Source organism: Lysinibacillus cavernae, assembly GCF_009724685.1.
Classification (GTDB): domain Bacteria; phylum Bacillota; class Bacilli; order Bacillales_A; family Planococcaceae; genus Lysinibacillus; species Lysinibacillus cavernae.
In genome coordinates this window covers 410,572-425,282 of sequence record NZ_WMEF01000002.1, presented here as the reverse complement: position 1 = coordinate 425,282, position 14,711 = coordinate 410,572, and the positions used below count along the sequence as shown (strand labels likewise).

Here is a 14,711-nt window from a genome sequence, read left to right as displayed (position 1 = left end):
ATAAACCCTATAATTCACAAAAAATTATAGAATAGCCCTTCTATTAAATTCATTGGAATTTAATTTGCGATAATAAGTTTTAGCATAAACGTCTAATCTCCCTTCTGTTTTTAAGAATACTATTATAATACCACTTTTTTCTAAATATTGTCTACTTTTATTAGATTGAACATTGGCCATGTCTGATGAAAATAAATGAAAGAAGTATAGAATACCCTTCGAACGTCCATTCTATAAACGAAGTTAACAATGAAGGGAGCCTAGAATTCAAATGAAATTTAAACTACCTTTCAATAAGAAACAATCAGCACCAATTAAAGAGGCACCTAAAGAAAATCTCGTGAGGGTTGCTCATGAAACTGATCATTTTATTCAGTCCATTAAAAATGCTACGAATAATCCAGCTGATTTAATTATTAAAACTCTTCCACCGAATATAGCGCTAATTTATATTGATAAATTAGTCGACGATCAAAGTTTAAATAATGATATTATCGCCAATTTACAGAACAATTTATATGAAACACCGGAATCCCTTAAGGTGGCACTTTCTATTTCTGAAGTTAATATATCTAGTCTACTAAAGGAAACAATAGATACGATGGTCAATGGCTCTGTTGTTATTCACGTAGATGGTTACCCACAGGCTATCGTAGCCAATATCGCTAGCAGAGAATCTAGAGCTTTGTCAGCTCCTGAAAATGAATCACAAGTTATTGGTACTCAGGTTGGATTTAACGAGAGCCTTTCTACGAATATTTCCTTAATCCGTCGCTACATAGTGAATCCTGATCTTTGTAATGAAAAATTAAAAATTGGCAGTCGGACAAATACTTCTGTCTCCCTTTTATATATGCATGGAATCGCCAATGATCAGATGGTCAATACTTTGCGCCAACGCATCACAGATCTTACTATTGATGAGTTGCTTGATAGTGCGGTTTTAGCTGAAATGATTGATGATAATTCATTATCAGTCTTCCCGCAAATGCTGCTGACGGAAAGACCAGACAGATTTTGTGATGCCATTTTAGATGGCAAAGTGGGTGTTATTGTGGATGGTAGTTCGATGGCCATCGTTTGTCCCCAATCATTTACTGAGTTTTTCCAAAGTCAGGAAGATCAAAACCTAAGATGGCAAATTGCCACATTTGTTCGTTTATTACGACTTACTGCCTTCTTTTTATCCGTTTATTTAACACCATTTTACGTTGCAGCGCTTACCTTTCACTATGAAGTAATTCCACAAGCCTTTCTAGTGCCATTAAGTGAATCCAGGGCTTTGGTACCTTTTCCTCCCATCTTTGAGGCATTGCTCCTTGAATTTATTATTGAATTGCTGAGAGAAGCGGGAGCTAGATTGCCAACTAAAATTGGACAAACGATCGGTATCGTTGGAGGTATCGTAATAGGTACTGCAGCCGTACAGGCAGGTATTACAAGTAATATATTACTTATTATCATTGCTTTAAGTGCTCTCGCTTCATTCACTTCACCAAGTTATATGATGGGCAATGTAATTCGTCTCATTCGATTTCCCATTATTATACTTGCAGGATTTTGGGGTTTTTATGGCATCATGCTGGCTTTTTGTTTTATTCTTATTCATCTTTTACGTCAGTCAAGTCTGGGTGCCCCGTATCTGTCTCCTTTCTATCCACCAAGATTGAAGGAAATGCGAGACAGTATTATTAGAATGCCTATCCCATTAACAGCGAAGAGACCTGCTTTAACTAGACCAGAAGATAATAATAAATTCGAACCTGAGCCTGTAAAACCGGAAAAAAGTTGAACTGAAGGTGAAATAAATGGCAAAGCCTATACAACTTAGCCCGAAAGAGATGATCAATGCATACTTACTTTTTTTTGTTGTACATGGGGCTCAAATTGGGGTTGGTATACAGGGATTCCAGCGCATTATTTATCAGGATGCACGACACGATGCTTGGATTTCAGTTCTATTGGCTGGCATTGCGACACATATTGTCACATTTTGTATGATTAAAACATTAGAGATTTATGGCTCCAATGATCTATATGGAATCCAAATTAATATTTTTGGAAAATGGATTGGCAATTTTTTGAATGCTATGTATATCTTATACTGCTTTGTCGCTTTCTTTTCTGTTTTACGAAATTATATTGAAGTTATACAGGCATGGATTTTCCCAAGTATCGGGACATGGTTTCTATCTGCTACATTACTAATCATTATTATCTATGCCTTTACTGGTGGGCTTCGAGTAATTGTGGGTGTATCGTTTTTTAGTATTATACTCTCATTATGGATATTTCCTATGCTAGCTTTCCCTATGAAGTATTCAACTGCAGCAAGTCTGCTTCCTATTTTAGAAAACGACTTTCGCTCGATTTTAAAAGGTGCTCATTCTATGACTTTTACCATTATTGGCTTTGAAATATTAAACATTATTTACCCCTTTGTAAAAGACAAGAAAAATGTTAGAAAACCTGTTCATTTAGCTTTATTAGCTACTACTTTTATCTATCTATCTGTCATGATGGTGTCGATTACCTATTACAGTGAGGGCAAGCTACTAAAAACAATTTGGGCAACATTGACATTGTTTAGTTTTATTAGCTTCCCTTTTATGGAGCGCTTTGAATTCGTAGCAGTTTGTTTTTGGATGTTAATCATTTTACCGAATTTATGTTTTTATTTATGGGCTGCTTATCGTGGGGCAATTCGTTTAGTTAACATAAGTGGCACAACATTTGTATGGCTATTCTCATTCTTTGCTTTCATCGGAACAATACTTATTCAAACTAGGACTCAGATTAATACCATTAACACAGTATTTGGACAAGTAGCATTTTACGTTGTCTTTGTCTATCCGATTTTGCTATGGCTCATTGCCCAACTAAAAAAGAACTTCACAGCAAAGAAGGTGAAAAATAATGAACAAGCTTAGAGGAAAAAGTATAGTTCTTCTCTCTTTTGTTTTTTTATATGGATGTGCCCAGACAAATATTTTAGATAAAGTAGGGTTAACTACTTTAGTCGGCTACGATATAGGAGCAGAAGAAAAAATAGCTACGACGGCTGTGATTCGTGAGGTGAATCCTGAATTCCAAAGCAATGTGGAAGTTCTGACAACGGAAAATGATACAAGTAAAGGAAATCGAATGGACGCAAATCGCAAGCTTTCGAAAAAAATCATGGTTGGTCAAATGAGGGTAATCTTGTTTGGTGAAGACGTGGCAAAAGATAATCTTCGTTATTATATTGATACAAACTTAGAAAACGCAAGTGTTAGCAATGGTATATACATGGCTGTGGTGGAAGGAAAAGCAGCACCATTACTGAAATACGAGTATCAAAATATTGAGGATATTGGACAACATATTTTTAGGCTAATTGAACAAAATGTGAAACAAGAATATATGATTTCTGCCACACTTCATCAAATTGCACATGATTATTATTCTATTGGTAAAGATTTGGCCATGCCTATTATCAAAAGAGATGACGAGCTTGTTGAGTTAAGTGGCGTAGCGCTATTTAAAGGCGGCAAAATGGTCAGTACACTTCCAGCAAAAGATAGTTTTTACGTAAAAATTGTCAGAGATACGTTTAAAGTCGGATTGTATGAAACCGTATTGGAAAAAGAAGATATTCCTTCTAAATTTCTTCAAAAACCCGCGAACAAAATAACAGTAGCCTTTGATGCAATCCACTCGAATAGAGAAATGGAACTAGTGGATATTGCTACACCAGAGTTTGACTTAAACATCAAAATAAAATCAAGAGTATTAGAGGTATTTCCTGATATAAATCAAGGTGATCCGAAAAGTGTCGCAGGACTTGAAAAAGCGATTGAAAAAAATTTGACAAAAGAAATATCTAGAGTTATTGCGCATAGTCAAGAAGTAGAGTCGGATATTTTTGGCTTTGGTGAGAAATACAGAAGCACTGTAAGACATTCTAAGCTGACAAAAGATAAATGGCATGAGATGTATAAGAACATGAAAGTAAATGTGAATGTTGATTTTGTTATTTTACGGGATGGCGTTTTTGAATGAAATTCATGTCATTTACTGCCTGTCATAATAGATAAAAAATTATGAAAGAAATCATCATAATGAATATCAAAGGCAATCCGATGCGTTTTTTGTCCATTGTTTAAACTTTCAAAGGGTCGTGTTTCGGCAATACTTTGCCCCCTTGCAGGACCCTCTAATTTATCGACTACGGTTACAGGATAGGATTCATAGATGAACATGTCAGAATAAATCGTGGCCATAAGGGTTAACGCATCATGAACGGGGCTTCCTAGGAGTGAGGGGTCCCGTCCTTTATAAAATCGAGTATAGTATTCCATTAATGGTTTGAGAATTTTTGTTTTCCCAAAGGAATCAATATAATCAACCATCCCAGGTGTAACTATAGCCTTTTGGGTTGCATTCAATGGAATGATTGTCACATTCGTTGCGTACATGAGCACAATGTTGACTGCAAAAGGATCTCCATGGAAATTCGCTTCTGCCACAGTTGTGACATTGCCAGGAATCCAAAATGCTCCACCCATAATATAAAATTCCTTCACATTTTTCATGAGCTCTTTGTAGAGAATAAACATCGTTGCAAGCGAGGTAAGTCGTCCAATATTAACGATGACCAGTTCATCATCTTTATATTTTTCAATAATCTTGACGATTTCCAAAAAGTTTTCAATTTTTAATTCGTGATCCTCTTTCGGAATAATGGGTCCAAGCCCTCTTTCCCCATGAATTTCTGGATAGTAAGTAGGCTGTTCTCCAGTTAAAGGTATTTCTGCCCCTAAAATAACAGGAATCTCTTGAGGAAAGTCAAACAATTTCATGACATAATAAATATTAGACACCGCATCTTCTCGTGATACATTACCGTAGTCTGCGATTAATCCCACAATTTCTATTTCTTGATTTAGCCTTGCATAGATTAACGCAACAGTATCATCAATGCCAATATCCCCGAATAACAGCACTTTTTTTACCACTAAATATCCTCCCTTTTACTGCCAATCCAGTTAACCTTATAGTACGATTAATATGGCAAAGACGACACTGATTGTTCATTTTTTCGGAAAAAATAGTGTGTGATTCTAGGCTAACGAAATAAACCCATTTGCACATCGCAAATGGGTTTTCTGTCATGATAGATTTAGTTATTATGCTCAAGGAATTGATAAACTGCCATCATTTCCTGTTTATTCAATTCACGAAGGCGATTGAAAATAGGAATATTTGCGACTGCCTCAAGATGGGAGCCTTCTGTTACCACATCACTTACGTTTCCAGTTAGCCATGTTTTCACATCAATGCCATCAACGATTTGCTCAAGCCCCTCCTCGTTAAGGCCACTCGCACCACAGCTAACACACGGTACGGTTAGTTTATGAACACCATCATGGAGCCCATCCTCAGAAAGAACTTTTTTGCCTTTACAGAATGGACAGGAATGACTGGCTTTTACCTTATTGATTTGCGTTACGATTTTTTTGTAGCCAAATGCCTCATACACATACGTTAGTTTTTTATATTTGCCATTTGTAAAATATTGATCAATGATTGTTTCTCGTGTCACATAAATATTGGCAAAATCGCAAATGGTTACTTTGTTTTTGAGACTGATTGCTTTAATATTGTGTTTAATTTTATCCCAGAATGGTAAAACGTTTTGTAGGACGATTTCATAACCGACAAAGCTAGCTAGTTCTAATTCCAGCATCTTCAATGCTACTTGTGTTTCTCTAGGTAGTAAGGAGACATCTTGTAGAAGCGACATGTCGCCTCCAACGATCACTTTGATTTTTTCTAGTTGTGGTAAGTTTCCAACTGTTTTGATGACTTCATCCAGTGGTTGATGGATCAATTCACGAATGTCCGTATCCCCAAATCGTAATTTCTTCTGGTGGTTGAGTACAGTGCCATGACAAATTGGACAAGGCATCATCTCTCTTGTCTCTTTCATTTGTTCTTTAATAATGGATTTCGAAATCACGATATAACGGCCAATGATAAAATTAAAGCCTTCCCATTTCTTCGAGGATTTCGTTGCCTTATCATAAAATGATTTATCCCAATAACCATATAAAAATGTATGTTTTTCTTCTTCGGTCATGTCATTGTAGCTTTTACTAATATCTTGACCAAGTTCATTTTTAATTTCTCCGAAGAGGAACTCCAGTTTTGAATGTTGATAGTATTTTAAGACATCCATCACGTCTGGATGCAATAATCCATCCCAAAATGGCACGTTTTTGTTTTGCACCACAAGATCAAAATCAAATTTTTCAATTTCTAATCGACCCGAACAGCTTGGACAATGATTATCTTGGCTATAGAAGTCGAAGCTTCTTGTATCCTTATTCGTTGGATGTGCAGCGACAATATGATTGATCAGACCACCCATTTCATACAAAAAACTATACTGACTATATAAATGTCTCTCCAAGTCTATGGCAATGACAGGAGCAATCTTATTGGATTCATACTCACCGTAAATGAGACGAGCCATGGAGGATAGACTTTTTAAGATGCCACCTTTATAGACATTTTCTGCATTTTTAAAATAACTAATATGATGATCTTCTAAATATTGAATGCCGTTTCTTGATTCGAGCGTTGACGCGATTTGTAATGGAACCTCGTGTTTTGTTTGATTAGACTCATTAAAATAATCTTCATGACTGACCACATCAAGATGTGTCACTGGCTCCTGCTGTCTTTTACCAAAATCCACAATAAAATCAGAGCTTTCTAGCATATAAGCATTATGCTCAATCATAACGATGGAGATTGATTCATCTTTAAGAATGTCCCTGACACTATCAATAAACTGGTTTAATATGTTTTGAGACAATCCTTTAGAAGGCTCATCAAAAATAAATAGCGTATGTGGATTTCGAACGTTCGCAAACAACTCTGATACTAAATGCACACATTGGAATTCACCAGTAGACAGAGATTGTGTTTTCCTTTCTAACGTCAAATAGCCAAGTCCAAGTTTAATAAGCAAGCTTAAACGTTTATGGGCAATATCTTCATTCGGTAGTTCATCAATAATATCTTCAATGGAGCGTTGGAAAATATCATCAATGTCCTCACTATATTTTGTCAATTTCTTTTTAATATCGAGGAATGTCGCAACAGTAGAACGACTAGTAATCGATTGGTTGCGGTCTTGCCCAACCATCACTAGTTTATCTTTTGGATAGCGTTTAACAAAATCTTTAGCGATACACTCATTTACAAGTGTTGACTTCCCACAACCAGACTCCCCTGTAAAGGTTACTAGTCGATTTTGCGGAATTTTGATTTCGTCCATTAGTATATTACGACAATGTAAATCTTGGAATTGATAATAGGTTGTTGGCATTGCCTGATTTCGTTCCCAATAGATAGGTTGTAGTCGAGGAGACTCTTCCACGATTTTCCCACCGTATTTTCCACTACCTGGTCCGAAGAATAGATGCTTGTCTGCTGTATCTAGTACGGTATCTGAATGATCAATAAGCCAAATTTGGTTTTTAGAGCCTAGTTGTTGTATTTGCTCTAAAATTTTTAATAAAGTGTTATGGTCAAGACCAACAGAGATTTCATCGACAATAATCACCGTATTTTCGCTTGTAGCCATAAATTCAGCTAAGTAAAGTCTTGTTAATTCCCCACCTGACAATGTCCCCATTATGCGATTTAATGTTAAATAGCCAATATTCATTTGGATAATATTTTGAAGAATATGCTGCTTCTCTTCACTTATATTTAATTCTTTTGATAAAGAATAAATCGTTTCAATGCTTAAATTGTGTATATCAGAGATACTGTGGGGTTCATCCCATAACGTGATAGTATGTTGCTCCACTTCTGAACTATAGCGTTTGCCCTGACATTTTTTACATTCTATATTTTTCGTCGTGCCACGTCCTTTACACGCAGGGCACCAGCCTAATGCATTGTTAAAGGAAAAAACCTCGGGCGACAGATGAAATTCATCCGCCATTCGATCACGAATTTCTTTGAAAACACCCGTATGTGTACCGATTGTTGAACGCGGATTGCTAGAAATAGATGATTTCCCTAGAAAAAGAACGAGGGGCATATCCTCCATCTGGATGGCGCTGAAGTTCGTTTCCATGATAGCTGGAAATAAATATTGATATTCAGCCTTCGGTAATAAAGAAACAAGACGTTTTTTGGATTCTTCCCCAATCGTTTGGCAAAATGTAGTTTTCCCTGATCCAGATAAACCTGCAATTCCTAGCGATTGATCTTCTGGTAAGTCGACATCTAAACGGTTGATATTGTTAGCAATTAGTTGAGTGATTTTCATTTTGTTATCCTTCCATTTTAAAAGAGTTGACTGAAAATGAAAGAACACAATTCTTGTTACGGAATTGCGCTCTATGGTTACCATTTGATTTGGACTAGGCTAATACTTTTTCAAGCTGTGTACTCATATTCGTCCAAGCATATTTTGCCCCTTCGATTGCACCTTGACGCGCTTTTGTTTCTTCGCTAAAGCCACCTTGATCAAGATGAAGCTGAGTCGTGCCATCTGACCCTTGTGTTAATGTCCAAGTTACGGTTGTCGTTTCACCAGCACTTGCCCAAGTGTAAGATAATTTATGAGGCTCTTCCACTTCAAGCACCTCACAGTCTACAATGCCGTCCCACCATTCGTTTGGTTCAGCACGGAATTGAAATTTATGACCAACGATTGGTTGGAAATCATTGTTCCATATCCATTTTGCAAGCATATCTGAATCTGTTAAAGCATGCCATACTTGCTCGATCGAACTTGTAAATTTAAAATCTAATGATACATCTGGTTTCATTTTTTCTCCTCCAATAAAAGATGTAGTTTGTTCATTCTTTCTTTCCAAAAGCCTTCATAAAACGATATCCAATCTTGTATTTCTTTCAAGGGAGCAGCATTTAGCCGATATCTCGTTTCCCTACCTTCCTTTCGAGCAATAACAAGTCCAGCATCTTTTAGAATTGCTAAATGTTTGGATACAGCGGTACGGCCCATTTCAAAATGAGCGGTTAATTCGTGAAGTGGTAACTCATCTACCTCTGCCAATAAACGAATCAATTGTCGTCTTGTTGGGTCAGCAATGGCTACATAAACGTCACGCTCTTGATGATTGTTACTCAAAACCACCACCCTTTCTAATAGGACACTTATTGGTGTCTTAATTATAGGACACCAATAAGTGTCTAGTCAATTATTATTTTGGACAAAAAGGTAATCGTTCTATACAGAAAAACGTCATTAAGATAGGGGTTTAAAAATGATCGTATTTATACACCTCAAGTGATAGCTGAATGAATAGGGATTTATTGAGAGAAATTTAGAACGAAAAAAACAATAATCCCATGTATATTAACAAAGATTATTGTTTCATTTGATTGATTTAATCTAGTTCCAAAGGTAAAAATGCATAGTCCCCATCTCTAATAATCGAACATTTGCGCACAGCAATTGGCTGCTGGAAAAGGGGTCCATCAATGACGGTTGTATGGAATTCCCCACCTTCACCACAAGGGTCAATGTTACGGGATTCGAGTTCCTTCACATACTCAGGGGTAAGCACACGTCCTAAATCTTCTTCAGTCATGCCTAATGATAAGTTAACTGTAACCAATATCGTGACAAATCCTAAGTTAATAAATTCATCAACAGCCTCACGATGGTTCATTTCCCATAATGGCATACCTAGCTGTAAGCCAGCGTTTTTTGTGACTTTATCATGCCAGCAGCCATGAGCAGGCATATCTAAGTCACCTGTCACTAATACTTCTGCCCCTAGCTGTTTTGCCTCTTCTAAAAGGTGCATAAATACATTTTCGTAGTCTGTCCAGCTTGCTGCAGCTGTAAAGACAGGCAGCCCAATCGAATCAGCCTGTGCCTGGATAAGCTCGGGTGGCATGCCGTGGGATCGAGAACGTTTCCCTTCTTCCTCTAGCATCACAATCAGACCAATCGCTTGTCCTACCTGTGATGCTTTATATAAAGCTAAAACACTATCCTTACCACCACTAAATGAAGCTATAAATTTACGATCTTGCGCATTATTTTTCCAACCTGTTGTATCTGTCATTTCCTTTTCCCCTTTACAATTCTGCAATAGTCTATCAGAGAGCTTTCGATATCTATATTAGCGTGCTATAGTTTTCATCTATGAATATCTTACACGATAATGCTTGGTCGTGAAAATACTCAAGTAAATCATGGAGGTCCTCAAAACGCAAATATCATGCTGTAATAACGTTTAATCTCAAAAAGGATTCGACTGGCCATCTAGGAAGTTTATTCGTAGCTGGAAAAATACGTGTTACATTTTATACATATATAAATCCTTGCCAATTCAAAAACCACCCATCTATTGCATAAGAATAGATGGGTGTAATAAAAGTTATTAATAGGCTTGTGCAAACCAAACTGTATGTTTTGCTTCGTTGCCACAGCCTATACAAGTCGTTTTCGTTATTGGTGGATTGAATGGAATATTACGAGAAGTGTATTTTGTCTCTTCCTTCACGTTTTCCTCGCATGTATCTTCCCCACACCATCCAGCAAGTACCCATCCAGGGATAACGCCGTTTTCTTTGGCTGTTTCAATGTGTTGTTGTAATTGAGGAAGTGTGTCAATCGTCGTATGTGCGTTTGCTTCGCGGAACTGACGAGCTTTTTCAAGTAAACGCTTTTGCATCGTTGTTAGTTCTTCTTCAACGGCTGTGACGATAGCAGATAAGTCGATTGTTCGTTTCTCTTCTTCATCGCGGGCTTTCAGTAGAGCCTGATTGTTGTCGAGATCACGAGGTCCTAACTCAATGCGAACTGGTACACCTTTTAGCTCCCATTCATTAAACTTAAAGCCAGGTGATTGGTCAGAATCGTCAAGACGGACACGAATTCCTTTCGCTTTTAATGCTGCAAAAATTTCATCTAGATGCTCCATAATTTGAGGGTTCTTTTTCCATGGACCAACTGGGATTAAAACCACTTGAGTTGGCGCAATACGTGGCGGTAAAACAAGACCCTGCTCATCACCATGCACCATAATAACCGAACCAATTAAACGAGTAGAAGTACCCCAAGATGTCGTGTGTACATATTCATGTTTGTTCTCTTTATTTAAATACTTGATGCTAAAGGCTTCCGCAAATTTTGTACCTAAATAATGTGAAGTTCCTGCTTGCACGGCCTTGCCGTTTTTCATCATTGCCTCAATCGAATACGTATCGACAGCACCTGCAAAACGCTCAGAAGGTGTTTTTTGCCCGTCGTAGACAGGAATTGCTAGCACTTGTTCCACTACTTCTTTATAAATGGCTAACATTTGCATCGTTTCTTTACGAGCATCTTCTTCATCTACATGAGCCGTATGCCCCTCCTGCCACAGAAATTCAGATGTACGAATGAAAGGAAGAGTTTTCTTTTCCCAGCGGAAGACATTCGCCCATTGATTAATAAGAACGGGTAGATCACGGTAACTTTTAATCCAATTTGAATAAAGATGACCAATCATCGTTTCCGAGGTTGGTCGAAGTGCCAAGCGCTCTTCTAATTGTTCCCCAGCTGCCTCTGTCACCCAAGGGAGCTCAGGTGAGAACCCCTCAATATGATCCTTTTCCTTTTGGAAGAAAGATTCAGGAATAAGCATTGGGAAATAAGCATTACGATGTCCTGTTTCTTTAAAGCGACGATCCATTTCCTCCTGAATATGTTCCCAAATTTCATAGCCATCTGGTTTAAAAGCAATACAGCCACGAACCGGTGTATAATCCATTAAATCTGCTTTTTGGATGGTCTCAATATACCATTTCGAAAAATCTTCTAGTTGTTTTGACATGTGCATTCCTCCATTTACTTTAAAATAAAAAAGCACAAAGCTGTCCTTAAAATAAGGACGTCTTTGTACTGGATAGACGTGGTACCACCTTGAATTTAGCTTTAAGTAGAACTTAAAACCCTCTCACGTTTGGTAACGAAAACGACTCGGTTATGTTTGCATAACATCTCCGTGGTAGGTGTTCAGTAAAGAAGCGGTGATATAGCTCTCAGCAGTTGCTATATTTTCTGTTTCACAATTCTCACTTACTTGGCCACATCAACAAATTGTCTCATATTGACAGATTTACTTTATCCCACTTTAGCAAAATCGTTCAGGAATAGCAATTAATAACTGGTTTTATTTGTGACAGAATTGACGATTAGATTCGTAAAATCTCCTACAGACAAAGGCTTACTGAAATAATAGCCCTGTACAAACTCACAGCCATGCTCTCGTAGAACGTTCAATTCAGCTTCCTCCTCAACACCTTCAGCGACTACTTGTAGATTGAGGGCGTGAGCTAAGGAAATCATAGCTGAAATCATGGCGATACCTGATTTTTCAGGCACAATATCACGGACAAAAGCACGATCAATTTTAAGTACATCTACTGGGAATTTCTTTAAGTAATTTAATGATGAATAGCCTGTCCCAAAATCATCTAATGAAATGGTAATACCAAGTGCTCGCAATTGATTGATTGTCTCAATTAAGTCTTCCGTATAATCTAGCATACTCATTTCCGTAATTTCAATTTCTAGTAAATGTGGGTCAATGCCAGTTTCTGCAATTACATGACGAACCATTTCTACAAACCCTGTTGTGCTAATATGAATAGGAGAAATATTAACGGCTACACGTAATGATAATTCATGTGATTCGTTCCAAAGACGAGCTTGCGCGCACGCCTTACGTAATACCCAGACACCGATATCATTAATAAGCCCACATTCTTCAGCAAATGGAATAAAACGATCTGGTGGAATATGACCTAATTCAGGGTCATACCAGCGGAGCAATGCCTCCATACCAATTACAGTATCTGTTTTTAAATCAATTTTAGGCTGGTAATGTAATTCTAATCGATCTTGTTTTAACGCTTGATGTAATTTCGTTTCTAATAAAAGCCACTTATCGTTGGCTTCATCCATATTGTCACGATATAAGCGATATTGGTTGCCTCGAGTAGATTTTGCTGCGTACATAGCAATATCAGCATTTTTCAATAATTCTTCTACTGAGTTTGCATGATCCGGGAATATACTAATGCCTACACTGATACTTGCATAAAATTCATAGGTATCTACGATGAAACTCTCATTGAATATGTTAATAATTTCCTTTGCCATTTCATCAATGCGACTAACATCATTTAAAATCATGACAAATTCATCACTATTATGACGATAGAAAGAATTAGATGTAAAATCAATATTTCGCAGGCGATTCGACATTTCCACTAAAAACATATCGCCGATAATATGACCAAGCCCGTCGTTAATGTGTTTGAAACGATTCACATCAATGAAAAATAACGCAAACTTCTCTCCTGTACGTCGAGATTGATGGAATTCATTTTCTAAACGTTGTTCTAATTTACGACGATTTGGCAGCCCTGTTAATTCATCGTGATAGGCAATATGGGTAATTTTTTTTATGTCCTTTTGTGCTGTAATATCGACACGTATGGCGATATATTGATAAGGCTTTCCCTGTTCATCAAGAAATGGGAAAATCGTTGTCTTCACCCAATACAAACTGCCATCTTTCGCACGATTGCACACCTCGCCATTCCACATATCACCCTTACCGATTGTTTTCCACATTTCTCTAAAGAAAGATTTAGGATGATAACCTGAGTTAAGTAAACGGTGATCTTGACCTATTAATTCTTCACGCTGATACTTAGAAATTTTACAAAAATGATCATTAACAAAAGTAATTTTTCCGGTGCGATCTGTTATCGCTACAATGATGGAGCTATTCATGGCGGAAAAGATATCTTGTAATTCTTTTAGACTGTAGTTCATTTGGTTAACAATACTAGGCGTGATATTCATCATTTGCATTCTCCATTCATTAAAATATGAAGGGTTTGGTACTTTTGCTTTATCTTGTAGCGAGGTATAAAGTTGTGGTATATCGCCCTTTTTTATGTAATTATATTATAGTCTTAGAAAAGCAGTTAATTCAACCCAAATATATAAAACATTCAAAGCTTCATTTGATAGTTTCTAATAAAATAGACAAAAATTAGTGGTTATAAGAACCCGAAAATTGTCTAAATATAGGATTTTTAAGTACCTTTGCACTATTTTAAGTGTTTTCTTTAGTCAATTTATCTTTTAAATACAAGATATCATGAATACGTAATAAGAGGATTGATGAAATGTAAAATTTATGTAGATCATCTGTAAATCCCATCAATTAATGTACATGCACATTTTATTATCAGAAACAAAGCGATTGTGCCAGCGTATAATGAACGTTTTATCAAAAATGCCTTACTGTCCCACATAGGCAGTAAGGCATTTTTACAAGCTAAGAGACCTCATATTCTATTGAACCTCCCGATGTTTTAGCATGCTGGTTGTATGCATCTAGCTGCTCTTGGGATAAATTTAAAATATAATAGTGAAAATTAATTGGCTCTAACCCATGCTCTTCACATACTTGTCGGTAAAATTCATAACCTTCTCGATAATCTGCCATCCTCAAAACTTCCTTTCGCTATCGCTACAATACATGTTAGTTTGATTTGTTTGTATTTTGTTATATAACAGATTTATTTTTTAAAAAAAAATATAACAGACTGTTAATAATGTCAATGAATTATCTGAAATTTCTTTTATAAATCACGAAAGCCCA

11 protein-coding genes are annotated in these 14,711 nt (G+C 36.8%); 3 read left to right on the top strand and 8 right to left on the bottom strand.

Annotation, left to right across the window (positions count from 1 at the left end; translation table 11 throughout):
• Positions 1-271: 271 nt before the first annotated feature.
• The 3 genes from GJU32_RS06570 to GJU32_RS06560 are packed head-to-tail and all read left to right on the top strand — an operon-like array spanning position 272 to position 4,041.
• A complete protein-coding gene (locus tag GJU32_RS06570) occupies positions 272-1,792 on the top strand; it encodes a spore germination protein (RefSeq protein ID WP_155591136.1) in 1,521 nt (506 codons plus the stop codon).
• A gap of 16 nt (positions 1,793-1,808) precedes the next feature.
• Positions 1,809-2,930, top strand: a complete 1,122-nt coding sequence (locus tag GJU32_RS06565; protein ID WP_155591135.1) for a GerAB/ArcD/ProY family transporter — start codon at positions 1,809-1,811, stop codon at positions 2,928-2,930.
• The gene (locus tag GJU32_RS06560; protein ID WP_155591134.1) at positions 2,917-4,041 is read left to right on the top strand and encodes a Ger(x)C family spore germination protein; all 1,125 of its coding nucleotides are present in this window, start codon (positions 2,917-2,919) and stop codon (positions 4,039-4,041) included. Before GJU32_RS06565 ends, GJU32_RS06560 begins: the two co-directional genes overlap by 14 nt.
• Before the next feature lie 8 nt (positions 4,042-4,049).
• On the opposite strand, the gene GJU32_RS06555 is transcribed toward GJU32_RS06560, so the two are convergent.
• The 8 genes from GJU32_RS06555 to GJU32_RS06520 form a co-directional block, all read right to left on the bottom strand.
• The gene (locus GJU32_RS06555) at positions 4,050-4,997 is read right to left on the bottom strand and encodes a nucleoside hydrolase (RefSeq protein WP_155591133.1); all 948 of its coding nucleotides are present in this window, start codon (positions 4,995-4,997) and stop codon (positions 4,050-4,052) included.
• A gap of 164 nt (positions 4,998-5,161) precedes the next feature.
• Positions 5,162-8,332 (bottom strand): ATP-binding cassette domain-containing protein, encoded by a 3,171-nt coding sequence (locus GJU32_RS06550; RefSeq protein WP_155591132.1) that lies wholly within the window; start codon positions 8,330-8,332, stop codon positions 5,162-5,164.
• Positions 8,333-8,426: 94 nt separating this feature from the next.
• Positions 8,427-8,837 carry an SRPBCC family protein gene (locus tag GJU32_RS06545; RefSeq protein ID WP_155591131.1) on the bottom strand — a complete coding sequence of 137 codons (411 nt, stop codon included), beginning with the start codon at positions 8,835-8,837 and terminating at the stop codon, positions 8,427-8,429.
• On the bottom strand, positions 8,834-9,160 hold the full coding sequence (locus GJU32_RS06540; protein WP_196426617.1) for an ArsR/SmtB family transcription factor: 327 nt from the start codon (positions 9,158-9,160) through the stop codon (positions 8,834-8,836). The genes GJU32_RS06545 and GJU32_RS06540 overlap by 4 nt, the downstream gene beginning before the upstream one ends.
• A gap of 259 nt (positions 9,161-9,419) precedes the next feature.
• Entirely contained in the window at positions 9,420-10,106 is a 687-nt protein-coding gene (locus GJU32_RS06535) for a Dph6-related ATP pyrophosphatase (RefSeq protein ID WP_155591130.1), read from the bottom strand.
• A 318-nt stretch (positions 10,107-10,424) separates the two neighbouring features.
• Complete coding sequence (gene proS / locus GJU32_RS06530) at positions 10,425-11,861, bottom strand: proline--tRNA ligase (protein ID WP_155591129.1); 1,437 nt, start codon at positions 11,859-11,861, stop codon at positions 10,425-10,427.
• A gap of 326 nt (positions 11,862-12,187) precedes the next feature.
• Positions 12,188-13,903, bottom strand: a complete 1,716-nt coding sequence (locus tag GJU32_RS06525; protein ID WP_230874961.1) for a putative bifunctional diguanylate cyclase/phosphodiesterase — start codon at positions 13,901-13,903, stop codon at positions 12,188-12,190.
• A gap of 481 nt (positions 13,904-14,384) precedes the next feature.
• Positions 14,385-14,555, bottom strand: coding sequence for a transcriptional regulator (locus GJU32_RS06520; RefSeq protein ID WP_155591127.1), 171 nt, complete (start codon positions 14,553-14,555; stop codon positions 14,385-14,387).
• Positions 14,556-14,711 lie beyond the last annotated feature (156 nt).